Annotated in this window: 16 protein-coding genes; 13 read left to right on the top strand and 3 right to left on the bottom strand. The window is 74.3% G+C overall.

The genetic code is table 11. The features are described 5' to 3' along the window. Positions 1 to 39 precede the first annotated feature (39 nt). Positions 40 to 576: a GyrI-like domain-containing protein gene (locus tag ACIBQZ_RS41690; protein WP_396094500.1), complete on the top strand. Its 537-nt coding sequence runs from the start codon at positions 40 to 42 to the stop codon at positions 574 to 576. Positions 577 to 585: 9 nt separating this feature from the next. On the opposite strand, the gene ACIBQZ_RS41685 is transcribed toward ACIBQZ_RS41690, so the two are convergent. Then, the gene (locus tag ACIBQZ_RS41685; protein WP_396094487.1) at positions 586 to 1,611 is read right to left on the bottom strand and encodes a questin oxidase family protein; all 1,026 of its coding nucleotides are present in this window, start codon (positions 1,609 to 1,611) and stop codon (positions 586 to 588) included. 54 nt (positions 1,612 to 1,665) lie between these two features. Between ACIBQZ_RS41685 and ACIBQZ_RS41680 the strand changes: the two genes are divergently transcribed. Beyond that, positions 1,666 to 2,340, top strand: coding sequence for a hypothetical protein (locus ACIBQZ_RS41680; RefSeq protein WP_396094486.1), 675 nt, complete (start codon positions 1,666 to 1,668; stop codon positions 2,338 to 2,340). Here ACIBQZ_RS41680 and ACIBQZ_RS41675 read toward each other — a convergent pair. Beyond that, on the bottom strand, positions 2,324 to 2,806 hold the full coding sequence (locus ACIBQZ_RS41675; RefSeq protein WP_396094485.1) for a GNAT family N-acetyltransferase: 483 nt from the start codon (positions 2,804 to 2,806) through the stop codon (positions 2,324 to 2,326). The genes ACIBQZ_RS41680 and ACIBQZ_RS41675 overlap by 17 nt on opposite strands. 56 nt (positions 2,807 to 2,862) lie before the next feature. On the opposite strand from ACIBQZ_RS41675, the gene ACIBQZ_RS41670 reads away from it, so the two are divergent. The 4 genes from ACIBQZ_RS41670 to ACIBQZ_RS41655 all read left to right on the top strand — a co-directional run bounded on the left by ACIBQZ_RS41670 (position 2,863) and on the right by ACIBQZ_RS41655 (position 6,572). Next, entirely contained in the window at positions 2,863 to 3,435 is a 573-nt protein-coding gene (locus tag ACIBQZ_RS41670) for a helix-turn-helix domain-containing protein (protein ID WP_396094484.1), read from the top strand. Further along, positions 3,432 to 4,706, top strand: coding sequence for an MFS transporter (locus tag ACIBQZ_RS41665; protein WP_396094483.1), 1,275 nt, complete (start codon positions 3,432 to 3,434; stop codon positions 4,704 to 4,706). The genes ACIBQZ_RS41670 and ACIBQZ_RS41665 overlap by 4 nt, the downstream gene beginning before the upstream one ends. Positions 4,707 to 4,790: 84 nt before the next feature. Next, positions 4,791 to 5,012, top strand: a complete 222-nt coding sequence (locus ACIBQZ_RS41660) for a hypothetical protein (protein ID WP_203766852.1) — start codon at positions 4,791 to 4,793, stop codon at positions 5,010 to 5,012. A 75-nt stretch (positions 5,013 to 5,087) separates the two neighbouring features. After that, entirely contained in the window at positions 5,088 to 6,572 is a 1,485-nt protein-coding gene (locus ACIBQZ_RS41655; RefSeq protein ID WP_396094482.1) for a replication-associated recombination protein A, read from the top strand. A gap of 1,499 nt (positions 6,573 to 8,071) precedes the next feature. Here ACIBQZ_RS41655 and ACIBQZ_RS41650 read toward each other — a convergent pair. Further along, positions 8,072 to 9,241 (bottom strand): hypothetical protein, encoded by a 1,170-nt coding sequence (locus ACIBQZ_RS41650; RefSeq protein ID WP_396094481.1) that lies wholly within the window; start codon positions 9,239 to 9,241, stop codon positions 8,072 to 8,074. 1,266 nt (positions 9,242 to 10,507) lie between these two features. Here ACIBQZ_RS41650 and ACIBQZ_RS41645 point away from each other — a divergent pair. From ACIBQZ_RS41645 to ACIBQZ_RS41615, 7 genes are all read left to right on the top strand, one after another. After that, complete coding sequence (locus tag ACIBQZ_RS41645) at positions 10,508 to 11,386, top strand: hypothetical protein (RefSeq protein WP_396094480.1); 879 nt, start codon at positions 10,508 to 10,510, stop codon at positions 11,384 to 11,386. Between the two features lie 75 nt (positions 11,387 to 11,461). Next, positions 11,462 to 11,926: a DUF948 domain-containing protein gene (locus ACIBQZ_RS41640; RefSeq protein WP_396094479.1), complete on the top strand. Its 465-nt coding sequence runs from the start codon at positions 11,462 to 11,464 to the stop codon at positions 11,924 to 11,926. A 36-nt stretch (positions 11,927 to 11,962) separates the two neighbouring features. Then, positions 11,963 to 12,256 carry a hypothetical protein gene (locus tag ACIBQZ_RS41635; RefSeq protein WP_396094478.1) on the top strand — a complete coding sequence of 98 codons (294 nt, stop codon included), beginning with the start codon at positions 11,963 to 11,965 and terminating at the stop codon, positions 12,254 to 12,256. Then, positions 12,253 to 14,934, top strand: a complete 2,682-nt coding sequence (gene alaS, locus ACIBQZ_RS41630; protein ID WP_396094477.1) for an alanine--tRNA ligase — start codon at positions 12,253 to 12,255, stop codon at positions 14,932 to 14,934. Before ACIBQZ_RS41635 ends, alaS begins: the two co-directional genes overlap by 4 nt. 16 nt (positions 14,935 to 14,950) lie before the next feature. Further along, positions 14,951 to 15,412 (top strand): Holliday junction resolvase RuvX, encoded by a 462-nt coding sequence (gene ruvX / locus ACIBQZ_RS41625; protein ID WP_396094499.1) that lies wholly within the window; start codon positions 14,951 to 14,953, stop codon positions 15,410 to 15,412. Further along, positions 15,409 to 16,599, top strand: a complete 1,191-nt coding sequence (mltG, locus tag ACIBQZ_RS41620; RefSeq protein WP_396094476.1) for an endolytic transglycosylase MltG — start codon at positions 15,409 to 15,411, stop codon at positions 16,597 to 16,599. The genes ruvX and mltG overlap by 4 nt, the downstream gene beginning before the upstream one ends. Positions 16,600 to 16,625: 26 nt before the next feature. Then, on the top strand, positions 16,626 to 17,456 hold the full coding sequence (locus ACIBQZ_RS41615; protein WP_396094475.1) for a shikimate dehydrogenase: 831 nt from the start codon (positions 16,626 to 16,628) through the stop codon (positions 17,454 to 17,456). Positions 17,457 to 17,493: the final 37 nt, after the last annotated feature.

The following is a 17,493-nucleotide window of genomic DNA, read 5'->3' as shown; positions in this document are numbered from 1 at the left end:
GGGCCGGCGATGCGGGTGCGGTTCAGCTGAGCGGTGACCATGATGGAGCCGAACCCGTCGCACCTGGAGGCGCCCGTGCTGGCCGAACCCACCATCCGGTTCCGTACCGAGCAGGTCTACGTGGCCCGGCGGGAGTCGATCACCATGACCGATTTCGCCCGGGTCGCCGACCATCTCCCGACCATGTTCGGCTGGCTGGGCGAGCGCGGGGTCACCCCGGTGGGCGCGCCGTTCCTCCGCTACCGGGTCATCGACATGTCCGCCGAGCTGGTGGTCGAGGCCGGCATCCCGCTGGCCGCGCCGATCGAGGTCGACCCGCCGGCCTTCGTCGACGTGCTGCCCGCCGGCCGGTACGCGTCGGTCACCCATATCGGACACCCGGACGAGCTGATGGGCGTGACCGCGGCCCTGCTCGACTGGGGGCAGCGGCAGGGCATCGCGTGGGACGTGACCCCGACGCCCGAGGGCGAGGTGTGGGGCGCCCGGCTGGAGGTGCTGCTGACCAACCCGGTCGAGGAGCCGGACCAGCACAAGTGGGAGACCACCCTGCTGTTCCGCCTCGCCGACCAGCCCTGACCCGGCCGGTCAGCCGGCGCCGATCAGCGCGGTGGCCTGCCGGGCGGCGGCCAGCAGCCGCGGGTCCGGGTGGCGCGCCGCCATCTCGATCGCGGCGTCGGCGAACTTGATCGCGTGCGCGTCGCCGGAGTCGGTGGCGCGCTGCAGGACGGCCGCGGCGTCCTCCGCGTCCACTGTGCACGCCCGGGCGGCCGGGGGAGCGTAGGCCGCGGTCACCGCCGCGGTCGCCGCCCACGCGGCCGCGAGGCTCAGCCCGTGCAGTGCGGCGGGCAGCACCGGCAGGGTGCGGAGCACGGCGAGCGGGGCGGTTGCCGCGTGCACGAGCAGCACCGGGTTGCCGTACCCGTGGGTCGCGTGCCGGCGGACCGCGGCCGTGACGATCCCGGCCAGCCGGTCCGGCACGGTCCGGTCCGGGTCGCCCGGCACCGCGCCGGCCGCGGCCGGCCAGCCCGGCAGGTCGGCCAGCTGCGCCAGCCGGGACCGGATGCCGGAGCGCTGATCCGGTACGCGCGGCACGGCGTCCAGCGCCGCCCGGGGATCCGAGCCCCGGTACGGCCCCCTCCCGGCCGGGGCCAGCGGCTGCCACCGGGCCGCCCAGTACGCCAGCCCCTGTCCCAGCTCGGCCACCCGCACCGGGCTCTCCCGTTCCCGCAGCGCCCGTACCGCGTGACCGACCCTGATCACCCCGTGCGTGGCGCCCGCGGCGATGCCCGGCAGCAGCCGCGGCCACCAGCGCGCCAGCACGTCCGGCCACGGCTCGGTCCGTACCGCCCGGTCGAAGAAGGCCAGCCAGTCGCCGGTGCGCACCGGGTCGCCCAGGGGCTCACGCCACTCCTCCGGTGCGATCGGCGCGATGCCGCGCGGCGCCTGCTCCAGTCGCCGCGTGTAGCCGTCGAGCCAGCGGTGCACCCGCGTCGCGTGCCCGTGCCGCACCATTGCCTCAGCCGCCATCGGCCCGTGGTTGGACAGCCAGCCGTCGTGTTCCGGCCCGGTGCCGTGCAGCCGGCCCAGAGCCTCGTCGAGAATTCCGGTCATCGGCGCAGCGTGCGGGTTGAAGCAAGGTTGAGGTCAAGGGGCCATCATGAGCCGGTGGAGGATCTCGGTTCCCGGCCGTTCTGGCGCGGGCTCAGCCGGGGCGAGCAGCGCTGGCCGTTCGCTCTCGCGTTCGTCGTGATGATCGCCCTGCAGCTGATGCTGCCCGAGCGGTACAGCCTGGGCGCGCGGTGGGTGCTGCCGGCGATCGAGGTGGTGGTCATCGGCGTGCTGGTGGCCGCGAACCCGGGCCGGCTGGAGCGCCGCACCCCGATGCTGCGCCGGCTGAGCCTGACCCTGATCGCGGTCGCCAGCCTCGGCACGGCGTGGTCGGTCGGCAAGCTGGTGACTGCCATCGCCGGCGGCAAGGACACCGGCAGCGCGGCCGAACTGCTCGGCAGCGGCGCCGCGATCTGGCTGATCAACGTGCTGACCTTCGCGGTCTGGTACTGGGAGCTGGACCGCGGCGGGGCGCCGGAGCGGGCCGCCGGCACCGACCCGTACCCGGACTTCCTGTTCCCGCAGATGACCGCGCCGGAGCTGGCGCCGGGGCACTGGCGGCCGCAGTTCGCCGACTACCTGTACCTGGCGTTCACCAACGCGACCGCGTTCAGCCCCACCGACACGTTGCCGCTGACCCGCTGGGCCAAGCTGACCATGCTGCTGCAGTCGGCGATCTCGCTGGTCACCGCCGCCCTGGTGATCGCCAAGGCGGTCAACGCGCTGGGATGATCAGCCGCATCCCGGGATGGTCCTCGGTGCGGACGAAGCCGAGCGCGGCGTAGAGCGGCTCACCCTCCGCCGAGGCGCGCAGGTCGACGGCGGTGATGCCGCGGCCGGCGTACCAGTCGAGCAGGGCGGTCAGGCAGGCCCGCGAGTAGCCGCGGCGGCGGTACCGCGGGTCGGTGGCGACGTTGTACACGTACCCGCGCAGTCCGCTCGAATCCCGCGGGCCCGGCAGCCGCTGATCCACCGCGCCCACCACGCAGGCCGCGAGCCCCGGCTCGTCGGGCCGGTCCACCACGAAGGCGGCGAGCGGCTCCGCCGGGTCGCCGAGCAGCCGCTCCAGCACCGGGACGCCGGCGCTCAGCCAGCTGCCGGCGGTGACCGCGCCCGGGTGCATGGACGCCAGCATCACGTGCCGCAGGCGCATCAGCTCGGCGGCATCGCCGGCCCCGGCGCGACGGGTTTCGCTCATGCCGCATCCTGCCACGGCAGGGTTGCACAATTTGCGTGCACAAGTATTGTGCAACTGTGGAACCGACGCAGGTGCACCTCGACGCCAAGCAGATCCGGGTGCTCGCCCACCCGCTGCGGGCCCGGCTGCTCGGCCGGCTGCGGATGGACGGCCCGGCCACCGCGACCCGGCTCGCCGCGGCCCTCGGCACCAACACCGGCGCCACCAGCTACCACCTGCGCCAGCTGGCCGACGTCGGGCTGGTCGCCGAGCAGGAGGGCGCCGGCCGCGGCCGGGAGCGCTGGTGGCGGGCCGCGCACGACTACAGCAGCTGGCAGCGCGACGCCTTCGCCGGTGACCCGGACGCGACCGCCGCGGCCGACTGGCTCGACAGTTATGCGCTGCGGCGCTTCGTGGAGGAGACGGAACGCTGGCGGCGGGCCCGGCCCGACGCGTCGCCGGCCTGGCGGGCCGCCGCCGGCTTCTCCGACTACTTCGTCAACCTGGGCACCGAGCAGCTCGGCGCGCTCACCGCCGAACTCGGCACGGTGATCGAGCGCTACCGCGTCCTGGGCGAGACCGAGCCCGGCCCGGACGCTCGGCAGGTGCTCCTCTACCTGTACGCGGTCCCGAGGGCGGACCCGTCGTGAGCGCGCTGACGGCCGTGCAGGCGCGCCGGCGGTTCCTGTGCCTGGTCGCGCTGCGCTGGCTGCCGGTCGGCCTGATGATCCCGGTGATCGTGCTGCTCCCGCTCGAGCGCGGCCTCACCCTGGCCCAGTACGGCTCGGCCGCCGCCCTGCAGGGCCTGGTCGTGTTGCTGCTGGAGCTGCCGACCGGCGGGCTGTCCGACGCGATCGGCCGCCGCCCGGTGCTGCTGCTGGCCGGGGTGCTCGCGATCATCTCGCTGGCGCTGCTGACCGTGGCCGACTCGGTGCTGCTCTTCGTGGTCGTCTACGGGCTGCAGGGTGTCTACCGCGCGCTCGACAGCGGGCCGCTGGAAGCCTGGTACGTCGACCAGGCCCTGGCCGCCGACGAGCACGCCGACATCGAGACCGGGCTGAGCCGCAGCGGTGCGGTGCTCGGCGTCGCCATCGGGCTGGGTGCGCTCGGCTCCGGCGGGCTGGTGGCCCTCGACCCGTTCGCCGGGGTCACGGCACTGAGCCTGCCGGTCTACGTGGCCCTGGGCCTGCAGGTCGTGTCGCTGGCCGCGGTGGCGCTGCTGATGACCGAGCGGCGCCCGCACCGCGGGCTCGCCGCACTGGCCGGTTCGGTCCGCGGTGTGCCGGCGGCAGTCGGCGGCGCGCTGAGCCTGCTGCGCCGCTCCCGGGTCATCGTGGCGCTGATCGCCGTGGAGCTCTTCTGGGGTTTCGGCATGGTGGCCTTCGAGAGCCTGATGCCGGTCCGGCTGGCGGAGGTGCTCGGCGACCCGGGCCGGGCGTCGGCGCTGATGGGCCCGGTCGGGTCGGTGGCCTGGCTGGCGTCGGCCCTGGGCGCGGCGTTGATCCCGCTGCTGGCCCGGCGGATCGGGGCGCCGTGGACCGGCTTCGTGCTGCGCCTGCTGCAGGGGGCGACGGTGGCCGGCATGGCGCTGTTCGCCGGGCCGGTGGGCGTGATCGCCGCGTTCCTGGTCTGTTACACGGTGCACGGCGCGTCCAGCCCGGTGCACATGGGGCTGCTGCACCGGCAGGTCGACGGGCCGTACCGGGCGAGCCTGATCTCGCTCAACTCGATGGTGGGCCAGCCGGCGGGCGCCATCGGGCTGGTCACCCTCACGGCCGTCGCGTCGGCGGTGAGCCTGCCGGTGGCGCTGCTGGTCGGCGCCGGGGTGATCGCCGTGGCGGCGCCGCTCTACCTGGTCGCCCGCGGCCCGGCCGCGGTGACCCCCGTCACCCCGGCCCCGGAGCCCGCACCGGCGCCCTGAGCGGGCACGTCCACGGTGGAGTTTATCGGCGACCACCTGGGGGGTAGTAGCACGACAAGTGCTCTCATCCCCCCGGAGGAATCCATGCTTGCTATCGCCGCCGCGATCGTTTTCGGCATCTGGCTGCTGCTCGACCTGTTCGACACCAACCTCGGCGCCCCCGACCTGTTCAACTTCTCGACCATGGCCTCGCTCGGCCTGCTGCTCCTCTCGCTCTACCTGGCCGGCGTGGGCAGCGGCCCGCGGGCCGGCGGCGGCAGCGGCAGTGGCCGTCGCTTCTACGGCCGTCGTCCCGGCCGCGGCTGATCCGTTGATTTCGGCATACGGCCCGCCTTTGGTGCATTTCCGGCACACGAGGGCGGGCCGGTACTGTCGTTGCCGATGGAACTCGACGGACTGTTCCCCCTGACCGAGCCGGGCGGTGTCCGCACCGCGTCGCCGGCCGGTGCGGAGTCCGCGGGCTTCACCACCTGGTCCGAGGACTCGCCGCTGCCGGTGCGGATGCGCCCGGCGAGCATCGACGAGCTGGTCGGCCAGCAGCACCTGCTCGCCCCCGGCGCCCCGCTGCGCCAGCTCGTCACCGGCACCACGCCGATGTCGGTCATCCTGTGGGGCCCGCCCGGCACCGGCAAGACCACGATCGCCCACCTCGTCGCCGGCGCCACCGACCGCAAGTTCGTGGCCATGTCCGCGCTGACCGCCGGGGTCAAGGACGTCCGCGCGGTCATCGACACCGCCCGCCGGCAACGCCGCGCCGGCGGCCCGCCGACCGTGCTGTTCATCGACGAGGTGCACCGCTTCAGCAAGACCCAGCAGGATTCGCTGCTCGCCGCGGTCGAGGACCGGACGGTGACGCTGCTGGCGGCGACCACTGAGAACCCCTACTTCTCGGTCATCTCGCCGCTGCTGTCCCGCTGCGTGCTGCTCACCCTGCAGGCCCTCGACGAGAACGACGTCCGGCAGCTCGTGCGCCGCGCGGTCACCGACCCGCGCGGCCTGGGCGGCGCGGTCACGCTCACCGACGAGGCCGAGGAGCATCTGGTACGCCTGGCCGGCGGCGACGTCCGCAAGGCGCTGACCGCCCTCGAGGCCGCGGCCGGGTCCGCCACCGCGATGGGTGTGACCGAGATCGACCTGGCCACCGCCGAGCAGGCCGTCGACGTGGCCGCGGTCCGCTACGACCGCGACGGCGACGCCCACTACGACGTGATCAGCGCGTTCATCAAGAGCATGCGCGGCTCCGACCCGGACGCGGCGCTGCACTGGCTGGCCCGGATGCTGGTCGCGGGCGAGGACCCCCGGTTCATCGCCCGGCGCATCGTGATCTTCGCCAGCGAGGACATCGGCATGGCCGACCCGCAGGCGCTGCTGATCGCCACCGCGGCGGCACAGGCCGTCCAGTCGGTCGGCCTGCCCGAGGCCCAGCTCAACCTGGCACAGGCGGTGGTGCACCTGGCGACCGCCCCGAAGTCGAACGCGGTGACTACCGCGCTGGGCGCGGCCCTGGCCGACGTCCGGGCCGGTCGCGGCGGCGCGGTCCCACCCGGCCTGCGGGACGCGCACTACCCCGGCTCACGTGGTCTCGGTCACGGCAAGGGCTACCGGTATCCACACGACGACCCGAAGGGTGTTGTTAGGCAGCAGTATGTGCCGGATGATCTGATCGGCGCGGACTATTACCGCCCGACCGACCACGGCGCGGAACGTGCGGTCGGCGAGCGGTTGCCCCGTCTGCGCAGAATCGTGCGGGGCCCGTCCGCGGACCCCGGACCCCCGCCACCCGGCCCGGGCGGCACGAACCGCCCGTCCGCCGACGGGCCGAAAACGACCGACAGCGGCCCAGCCGCCGGAGAGGACCAGCCGTGAGCAGGCGCGGTGCCGAGAGGCCCGACGACGAGGCCGACCAGCGCGAACAGGCCGGCCGCAGCCGCCGCCTGTTCGGTCGCGGCCGGCCGGAGCCGGTCGAGCCCGTCGAGGTGCCCCGCGAGGAGACCGGCTGGCTCGACGACCTGCGCAGCGCCAAGGAGGACCGGTCGGCGATCGGCCCGGGGGCTCGGGAGGGCGAGGCCCGTACGAGCAAAAGCGGCCGTCGTGCACCGGGCCCGGACGATCCGCTGGATGATGAGTCACCGTTCCCGGCGGCTCCGCGATCTCCGGCGGCGCCGCGGGCCGCGGCTGCTCCGGGGTCTCCTGCTGGGCCGCGGGCCGCGGCTGCTCCGGGGTCTCCTGCTGGGCCGCGGGCCGCGGCTGCTCCGGGGTCTCCTGCTGGGCCGCGGTCTGCGGCTGCTCCCGGGTCTCCGGCTGGGCCGCGGGGCGGCCCTGGTCCGCGTGGCGGGGCTGTTGCGGGTGGGCAGGGTGGTCCGCGTGTTGGTTCTGGTCCGGGTGCCCCGGGTGGTCCGCGTGTTGGTTCTGGTCCGGGCGCGCCGAGTGGTCCGCGTGCTGGGTCTGGTCCGGGCGCGCCGGGTGGTCCGCGCGCTGGTTCTGGTCCGAGTGTGTCGGGTGGTCCGCGTGCCGGCTCTGGTCCGCGTGCTGGTTCTTTCCCGGGTACCGGTCCTGTTTCGGGTGGGCCGGGCGGTTCCGGGCCGGGTGCGCCTGGTGGTCCGCGGTCTCCGGGTGGTGCCGGGCAGCCGCCGAGCTGGCAGGCCGGCTCCGCCGAGCATGCGACCGGCGCCTGGCAGTCCGCTCCCGGCCAGGCCGGCCCTGGTCAGCCTCCGGCCGGCCCACCGGCATCCCGGCACGGCGCGGGCACCGGCGAGCCCACCGGCCGGCACGCGCCGATCGATCGCAGCGAGCCCGGCATCCGTCCGGCCGGTCGCCGCGCGGCTCCGGTGCCGCCGGAGCCCGGCGACCTGTCGGCTCCCGGCCACGGCCGCCGGCAGATCGACGCCGGCAACCGGGGCGGCCGGATCGACCCGAGCCCCTCCGGCGCCTTCCCGGCGGTCAGCCCCACGTCGGCCGTGCCCGCCTCGGGCAACGCGCCCGCGGTGCCGCCGGTCCGCCCGACCTCCCCGGCCCGCCCGCCGGCCCAGCCCGGCTTCGGCCGCGGCGGCGGTCACGCCGCGCCGGAGCAGCCGGGTGTCGTGCGCGGTGGTCACGCCGCGCCGGAGCAGCCGGGGGTGGTCCGTGGTGGTCACGCCGCGCCGGAGCACCCGGGTGTCGTGCGCGGTGGCCATGCCGCGCCCGAGCCATCCGGTGGCCACGCCGCGTCCGACGAGATCAGCGGCTTCGCGACCGGTGGCCACGCCGTCCGGCCGGGCGGCGCCAGCCGGCCGGTGTCCGCCGTCCCGGGTCCCGAAGGTCAGCCCTTCGGCGCCCGCAACGCCGGTGCGGCCGCGCACGCACGCCCCGACAGCTTCCCGCCCGAGTCAGGCGGCCGGCACGGCCGCCACGACGCCCCTGAGCCCACCGGTCGCTCCGGCGGCCAGCACGGCGCCCCCGACCCCGACGACGAGCCCGGCACCGGAACGATCGGCCGCCGCGACGCCGCCGGTCCCCGTGGCCGCGGCGTTCCCGACCCTGCCGGCCGTGGTGTTCCCGACCCCGCTGGGCGTGGCGTTCCCGACCCTGCAGGCCGTGGCGGACCTGGCTCCGCTGGGCGTGGTGGTCCCGACCCTGCAGGCCGTGGCGGACCTGGCTCCGCTGGGCGTGGTGGTCCCGACCCTGCAGGCCGTGGTGGACCTGCCGCCGCCGGCCGCGGCGTTCCTGACCCTGCCGGTCGTGGTGGACCTGGCACCCCGGGGCGTGGTGGTCCGGCCACCGGCCCGGCCGTGCCGCCGGTTCGCGCGTCGGCCGTGGTTCCGCCCGTGGTGCCCGGGCGTGAAGGCGTCCGCACACCCGCCGTCCCCGGCCGCGCCGGTGCGATGGCAACCACCAACTCCGGCGTCATCGGCACCACCGGTCAGATCGCGCGTGCCGGCGAGGCCGCGGCCCGCGCGGCGGGTCGGGGCACCGGGCGGGTAGCCCGGCCCGGTCAGCCGCAGGGTCGTCCCGTGCCCGGTCAGCCGCAGGGTCGTCCCGTGCCCGGTCAGCCGCAGGGTCGTCCCGTGCCCGGCCAGCCAGGTGCCGCTCCCCAGGGCCCGCGCCAGCCCGGCGCCGGTCAGCCCGGCGCCGGCCAGCCCGGTCAGCCCGGTGTGGGTCAGCCCGGTGGGGTCCAGCCGGGAACGGATCCGGGAGGGACCGGCCGGGTGCCGGGCGGTCGTCCCGCGCCGGGCGGTCGTCCCGCCCCGGGTCAGCAGGGCATGCGCCAGCCGGCGCCGGGCCGGGCCGCACCCGGTCAGCCGCCGGCTCCGGGCCAGCAGCCCCCCGGCCATCAGACCGGTGGGCGCGCGGCACCCGGCCGGCCGCCGGGCGGTCGCACCGCGCCCGATCAGCAGCCGAGCGGTCTCGCCGGCCCTCCCGGCTACCCGGGTCCCGGACAGGTCTCCGGCCCGATCGAGAGCGGCCAGCACAGCGCCGGCGCAGTCCGTGCCCCCGGCCGCGCCGCGCCGGGCCGCGGTGCGCCCGGCCAGCAGCCGAACGGCCCCGGCGGCCGTCACCCGAGCAACCCGGTCAGCCCCGCCGACCCGAGTGGCCTGCCGATCCGCCCGGGCAGCCCGGCTCCCGGTGGCCCGGCTCGCGGACTCTCCGGCCCCGGCCTGCCCAGCGGCCTCCCCGGTGGTTCTCACCAGGCTGGGGTTCAGCCGGGTGGTTCTCATCAGGCCGGCGTTCAGCCGGGCGGCTCTCACCAGGCCGGGCGGCCGGGCGGCTCTCGCCAAGCCGGTGCCCAGGCCGGCGGTTCGCATCAGGCCGGGGTTCAGCCCGGCATCCCGAACCAGGCCGGCATTCCGAACCAGGCCGGCATTCCGAACCAGGCGGGCATCCCGAATCAGCCCGGTGGTCCTGGCCAGCCCGGAGCGGTGCCCCGTGGCGCCCGGCCGGGCGGCGGTTCCGCGCGGCCGGGTAGCCCCGCCCACCCCGCCGGACCGGCGCAGCGCGGCGGCCCCGGGCAACCCGGTGGGGCGACGGGTCCCGTTCCGCGCGGCGGGCCCGGCCAGCCGGGCGTCGGCCGGCCGGGTGGTTCGACCGGTCCCGGCTCGCGGCCCGGTCAGCCCAGCGGGCTGCCGCGGCCCGGTCAGCCCGGTGGCCCGGGTGCTCCGGGTCAGGCCGGTGGGCTTGCGGCTCCCGGCCAGCCGAGCGGCCTTGCCGGCCCGCATGGCGACGATCACATCGGCGCCGCGCCGCGTCCGGCCAGCCTGGACGATCCCGGCCGGCCTGTCCGCGGCACCGGTCCGGCGCTGCCCGGCCGGGGCGCCGCCGAGGTCCCGCCGGTTCGTGGCACCGGGCCCGTGACCCCGGGCCGGGGCACGCCCGAGCTGCCGCAGAGTCGCGGCGCCGCCGATCTCCTGCCGGGCCGTGGCGCCGCAGCCGCGCCCCCCGGGCGGGGGACCGGCGAGGTGCCCACGCGCGGCACGTCCGATCTGCCCGGTCGCGGCGCCGCCGGCGTCCCCGGCCGGGGCACGCCCGAGCTGCCGGGCCGGGGAGCGGCCGAGATTTCCGCCCATGGCGCCGCTGGAGTGCCTGGTCGCGGAGCCACCGAGGCGCCCGGCCGGGGCGCGGCGAGTGTGCCGGGCCGAGGCGCTGCCGAGGTGCCGGGTATTTCCGGCCGCGGGACTGCTGACGGGCCCGGTCGTGGGGCTGCGGAGGTGCCGGGTCGCGGGACTGCCGACGTGCCGGGTCGTGGGACCGCTGACGGGACCGGTCGTGGGACTGCTGACGGGACCGGTCGTGGGGCCGCGGAGGTGCCGGGTCGTGGTGCTGCCGATTTGTCCGGGCGGGGCAAGGCCGAAGTGCCGGGTGCGGTCGAGCCGGCCGGGCGGGGTAAGGCCGAGCCTGCCGGGCGCGGTGCCGGTGAGCTGACCGGCCGGGTCAGGGCCGAGGTCACCCCGCCGGGGCGGGTTGTTGCTGCTGCGGTTGTCGGCGCTGTGGCCGTACCGGAAGAGGATGCCGGCGGTGAATCGCCTGGCGGGCTGCGCGGGGCCGGGGCCGAGTTGCGGGCCCGGTTGCGGACCGAGCGGCGGCTGCGGGTGATCACGCTGGTCACGCTCAGCGTGATCGTGCTCGGGCTGCTGCCGTTGCTGTTCGGGATCCGGTCGGCGACGCGGGACCCGGTGTTCAACTCGCTGGACGCGCTCGGGGTGCCCGGATGGGCCGACAACAACATCGACGATCGCACCAGCGGCAGCATCTGGTGCTTCTTCGACTGCCGGTTCCGGGAGCGGACCGCGCAGTCCGACCGGCCGCTGGAGGAGACCGACAAGGCCTACTCCGCCGCGCTCACCGCGGCCGGCTGGCGGGCCCGCGGCGGGGAGTGCTCCGACCAGCCGAACACCACCGGCCGGTACACGTGCTGGACCCGGGACGAGTTCAGTTTGGACCTGTGGGTGCGGCCGCCGGGCTGCGCGGTTGACGCCGTCGCCGCGCAGGATCCGGCCACGTTGCCGTCCACCGGGCCGGACGGGCTGGTGCCCACCACGGACCCGGCGACCTGCACCGGCTCGACCGTGAGCATCAAGGTGCAGAACGCCGTCACCGACCCGCGGCTCAAGCCTCAGCCTGCCGTGGATCCCTCCCTGATCGGCGAGACGCCTGACCCCGTGCTGACGAACGACACGTTGCTGGACCCGACACCGACGCCGTCGTGACGCGCGTTCCGGTCACGGACGGTAGGGTCTGCACGTTGTCACGCTGTGAGGCACGTCAGTAGAGGAGACGCGTAGATGGACGTTACCGCCGGAGAAATCGCAGGCCTGATCGCGGCGGGCGCGTTTTTGATGCTCGTGCTGGTGCTCGCCGTGCCGATCCTCAAGCTGCGCCACACCGTTGATGCCACCACCCAGGCGATCAACGACCTGAACGACCGCACCGGGCCGCTGCTCGGCAACGTCACCGAGACGGTGGGCAACGTGAACACCGCGCTGGGCCAGGTCCAGATCTCTTTGGACGGTGTGAACGTGCAGCTCGCCAAGGTCGACACGATGACCGAGCACGCGCAGAACATCACGGCGAGCGTGGCCAACCTGACCACCGTGGTGTCGGCCGCCGCCGCCAACCCGCTGATCAAGGTGGCGTCGTTCGGCTACGGCCTGCGCAAGGCCGCCGCCGCCCGCCGGCACGCCGAGGACGAGCGCGAGGTCCGCGCCTCCCTCAAGCAGCGCCGCAAGGCCGCCCGCGCGGCCCGCTGACCCATCTCCAGTTTCTAGCTCGGAAGGAACACCGCCATGAAGCGGCTGCTCTGGCTGGGTGTCGGCCTGGCCGTCGGCGCCATCGTCGTGCGCAAGGTCACCCGTAAGGCCAACGAGTTCACCCCCACCGGCATCGCCACCTCGCTGTCGCAATCCGCTGGCGGCCTGGTGGAGTCGCTGCGTAGCTTCGTGGATGACGTCCGCGAGGGGATGGCCGAGCGGGAGCAGGAGATCCACGAGGCCTTCGCCGCGGGCGAGCTCTACGAGGACAAGTTCGCCGAGCTGCGCGACGACGCGCCCGGCCGGCATGCGAGTGAGGACCAGCGATGAAGACGGCGGAGATCAAGCGGCGCTTCCTGGCGCATTTCGAGGCGAACGGGCACACGGTCGTGCCCAGTGCCCCGCTGCCCGCCATCGACGACCCGAACCTGCTGTTCATCAACGCCGGCATGGTGCAGTTCGTGCCGTTCTTCCTGGGCCAGCGCACCCCGCCGTACGCGCGCGCGGTCAGCGTGCAGAAGTGCATCCGGACGCCGGACATCGACGAGGTCGGCAAGACCAGCCGGCACGGCACGTTCTTCCAGATGAACGGCAACTTCTCGTTCGGTGACTACTTCAAGGCCGAGGCGATCCGGCTGGCCTGGGAGCTGTCGACCAACCCGGTCGAGCAGGGCGGTTTCGGGCTGGACCCGGAGCGCATCTGGGCGACGGTCTACCTCGACGACGACGAGGCGGCCGAGATGTGGCGCGCGACCGGCGTGCCCACCGAGCGGATCGTGCGCCGGGGCAAGAAGGACAACTGGTGGCACATGGGCATCCCCGGCCCGGGTGGCACCTGCTCCGAGCTCTTCTACGACCGCGGAGCCGACTACGGCAAGGCGGGCGGCCCGGAGGTCGACGAGGACCGGTACATGGAGTACTGGAACCTGGTCTTCATGCAGTACGAGATCACCGACGTGAAGAGCAAGGACACCTTCACGATCGTCAGTGACCTCCCCAAGAAGAACATCGACACCGGCATGGGCCTGGAGCGGGTCGCGTCGATCCTGCAGGGCGTCGACAACCTGTACGAGATCGACGAGGTCAAGCCGATCCTGGCGCGCGCGGCGGAGCTGGCCGGCAAGGTCTACGGCGCGCACTCCGGTCACGAGGCCGGCCTGTCGCACCCCGACGACGTGCGGCTGCGGGTGATCGCCGACCACGTCCGCACCGCGCTGATGCTGATCGGGGACGGGGTCACACCGTCCAACGAGGGCCGCGGCTACGTGCTGCGGCGGATCATGCGCCGGGCGATCCGGGCGATGCGCCTGCTCGGCTGGCAGGGCGCGACGTTCCCCGAGCTGCTGCCGGTGGCCCGCGACTGCATGGCGCCGTCGTACCCGGAGCTGGCGAAGGAGTTCGGCCGGATCTCCACGTACGCGTACGCGGAGGAGGAGGCGTTCCTGTCCACGCTGCGCGCGGGCACCACGATCCTCGATTCGGCGATCACCGAGACCAAGAGGTCCGGCGGCGCGAAGCTCAGCGGCGCGCAGGCGTTCCAGCTGCACGACACGTACGGCTTCCCGATCGACCTGACCCTGGAGATCGCCTCCGAGCAGGGCCTCGACGTCGACCAGGACGGCTTCCGCCGGCTGATGGCCGACCAGCGGTCCCGCGCGAAGGCGGACGCGGCCGCGCGTAAGACCGGCCACGCGGACCTGTCGGCGTACCGCGCGGTGCTCGACAACGGCGGCCCGGTGGAGTTCACCGGTTATGCCGAGGTCACCCGCGAGTCGCGGGTGCGCGCGCTGCTCGGCGACTCCGGCGCGGTGCAGGTGGCGGGCGAGGGCGACTACGTGGAGCTGGTGCTCGACACCACCCCGTTCTATGCCGAGGGCGGCGGCCAGCAGGCGGACACCGGGCTGATCAACGTCGGCGGCGGCCAGGTCGAGGTCGTCGACGTGCAGCAGCCGCTGCCCGGCCTGATCGTGCACAAGGCCCGGGTGGTCCGCGGCGAGGTGCGCGCCGGCGAGGCGGGCTTCGCGGAGATCGACGTGACCCGCCGCAAGGCGATCTCGCGCTCGCACACCGCGACCCACCTGATCCACCAGACCATGCGGGCGTTCCTCGGCGAGTCGGCGACCCAGGCGGGTTCGCTGAACGCGCCGGGCCGGCTGCGCTTCGACTTCAACACCCCGGGGGCCGTCTCGCCCACGGTGCTGCACGACGTCGAGCAGCAGGTCAACGAGGTGCTGCTGCGTGACCTGGAAGTTCATGCGTTCGTCACCTCGCAGTCCGAGGCGCGCCGGCTCGGCGCGATGGCCCTGTTCGGGGAGAAGTACGGCGACGAGGTCCGAGTAGTTGAAGTCGGCGACTACGCGCGTGAACTTTGCGGCGGCACGCACGTGGCGCGCTCGGGTCAGCTGGGCCTGGTGAAGATCCTCAACGAGTCGTCGATCGGCGCCGGCGTCCGCCGGGTCGAGGCGCTCGTCGGCATCGACGCGTTCGGCTTCCTGGCCAAGGAGCACCTGCTCGTGGCGCGGCTCGCGGAGCTGTTCCGGGTGCCCGGCGACCAGGTCGCGGACCGGGTCGAGCAGACCGTGACGGCGCTGCGCGACGCCGAGAAGGAACTCGAGAAGATGCGCGCGCAGATGGTGCTCGGCGGCGCCGGCGCGCTGGCGGCGCAGGCCCGCGAGCTGGGCGGCGTGGCGTACGTCGGCACCGAGGCGCCGGAGGGTGCGGCGACCAACGACGTGCGTACGCTGGCCCAGGAGATCCGCGGCAAGATCGACGCGGCGCGTCCGGCGGTGGTCGCGGTGGCGGCCCGGTCGAACGGCAAGGCGTCACTCATCGTAGCGATCAACGCCACGGCGAAGAGTCGTGGGCTGTCCGCGGCGGACCTGGTCAAGGGCGCGCTTTCCGGCCGGGGCGGCGGCAACGCCGATCTCGCTCAGGGTGGCGGAGTGCCCGCTGACCAGGTGAATGTTCTACTCGCAGCGGTGGAGCGGGCGGTTGGCGAGGCCGCCTGAGCGGGAGGCCGGGAAAATGTTGGGGTTGTCGCGGGGTAGGCGGCTGGGCGTGGATGTGGGTAAGGTCCGCGTCGGGGTCGCACTCAGTGACCCTGACGGAATCCTGGCCACCCCCCTGGTCACCGTCGCCCGTGACATGGGTGCGGCGCCCGACGCCGTACCCGGCGACATAGCTCAGCTCGTCCGCCTCGTGGGGGAGCACGAGGTGGTGCAGATCGTGGTGGGCCTCCCCGTGCGCCTCAACGGCGAGGAGGGGGCTGCCGCCATCGACATTCGTGCGTACGCTGGTCGACTGGAACGTGCGGTCGGGCAGGTTCCGGTCGTCCTGGCGGACGAGAGGATGTCGACCGTGGTCGCGACCCGTAGGCTGGCCGAACGTGGTGTCCGGGGCAAGCGGCAACGGGCGGTCGTCGATCAGGCGGCCGCGGTGGAGATCCTGCAGAGCTGGCTGGACGCGCAGCGGAGGCAGACGAGATGATCGACGAGCTGGACCTGGCGTTCGACGAACAGGCCGAGAAGGGCAGACCCCGTCATCGGCGGGGCGCCCGCGGCTCGAAGGGCGGCGGCAAGGGCAAGTCCGCCGTCGCCTTCCTCATGGTGTTCATCCTGCTGGGCGTGCTCGGCGTCGGCGGATACCTGGGCTACTCGAAGATCAAGGGTTTCTTCACCGCCGCCGACTACGACGGCCCCGGCACCGACGCGGTGCAGGTGGAGATCGCCAAGGACTCCTCGCTGACCGAGATCGGCAACGTGCTCGTGGACGCCGATGTGGTGAAGAGCACAGCCGCGTTCACCCAGGCGGCGGATGCCAACCCCAAGGGCAAGAACATCCAGTCCGGCACGTACAACATGCGCAAGCAGATGGCCGCCGAGCAGGCGGTCGCGCTCATGCTGGACCCGAAGTCCAGAGTGGTGTCCGGCATCCTCATCCCGCCGGGCAAGACCGCCCGGCAGACCTTCGAGCTGCTGGCCAAGGGCACCGGCATCCCGCTGGCCGACTTCCAGGCCGCGGCGAAGGATCCGAAGGCGCTGGGCGTGCCCGCGTTCTGGTACAACCGCCGGGACGGCAGGAAGGCCGCGACCACCAGCATCGAGGGCTTCCTGTTCCCCGACACCTACGAGTTCCCGCCGAAGTCGACCGCCGAGGAGATCCTCGGGATCATGGTGCAGAAGTTCCTCTCCGTCACCGGTGAGCTGGGCTTCGTCGAAAAGGTGCAGAACAACCTGTCCGTCTCGCCGTACGAGGCGTTGATCGTGGCGTCGCTGAGCCAGGCCGAGTCCGGCACCGCCGGCGACCTGCCCAAGATCGCCCGGGTGGCGTACAACCGGGCGTACAAGGCGAAGATGCCGCTGCAGTTCGACGTGACCACCAACTACTGGCTGGATCTGCAGGAGAAGGACGGCAAGCACTCCGGGAAGATGACCGACAAGCTGCTGCAGGACCCGAAGAACCCGTACACCACGGAGCTGCGGGTCGGCCTGCCGCTCGGCCCGATCAACAGCCCCAGCGAGGCCGCGCTCAAGGCCGCCGAGGCGCCGACCGCCGGGCCGTGGCTGTACTTCGTGGCGGTGGACAAGGACGGCAATTCGGCGTTCGCGGTCACCAACGACGAGCACAACGCCAACGTCCAGAAGGCCTGCCGCAACGGCATCCCGCTCTGCTGACCGGCGGACCCTCTACAGTGCCCAGCATGACCGTGAACCGCCGGGCCGCCGTGTGCGGAAAGCCCATCGGGCATTCCCTGTCCCCGGTGCTGCACAACGCCGGCTATGTCGCCGCCGGCTTGCTGACCTGGACGTACACGGCGATCGAGTGCGCCGAGGCCGAGCTGCCCGGCCTGGTGGCCGGGCTCGGCCCGGAATGGGCCGGCCTGTCGCTGACCATGCCGCTCAAGGAGGCCGGCCTCGCGCTGGCCGCGGCCGCGTCGCCGGTCGCGGCCGCGATCGGCGCGGCCAACACTCTGGTACGCCGTCCCGACGGCACCTGGTTCGCCGACAACACCGACATCCCGGGCATGGTCCGGGTGCTGAGCGCGGCGGGCCTGACCGCCGACCCGACCGTCTCGGTGCTCGGCGGCGGGGGCACGGCGCGCGCCGCCCTGGCCGCCGCGGCCCAGCTCGGCGCCGAGGCCGTGACCGTGGTGACCAGGCGCCCGGAGGCTCGCGCGGCGCTGGCCCCGGCGGCCGACGCGCTGGGCGTCAAGCTCATCGGCGCTGAGTGGGCCGACGCCCCGGCGGCGTTCGAGGCAGACGCGGTGATCTCGACCGTCCCCAAGGGCGCGGCCGACGCGCTGGCGACCGCCGTGCGCTGGCGGCCCGGCACCGTGCTGTTCGACGCGATCTACGACCCGTGGCCCACGCCGCTGGCCGCCGCCGCGGCCGGCCACGGGATCGCCGTGGTGTCCGGGCTGGATCTGCTGCTGGCCCAGGCGCTGGGCCAGTTCGAGCAGTTCACCGGGGTGACCCCGGCCCCGGAGGCGGCCATGCGTGCCGCTTTGGCCGCGGCCGCCGGCATCCGCTGAGCCCGCCGGGGCCCGCGCCGGGCCCGCTCGGTGAGCC

This window comes from Actinoplanes sp. NPDC049599, from assembly GCF_044465625.1.
GTDB lineage: Bacteria > Actinomycetota > Actinomycetes > Mycobacteriales > Micromonosporaceae > Actinoplanes.
The sequence above is the reverse complement of the archived record's forward strand: the minus strand, read 5'-3'. Positions and strand labels throughout refer to the sequence as shown.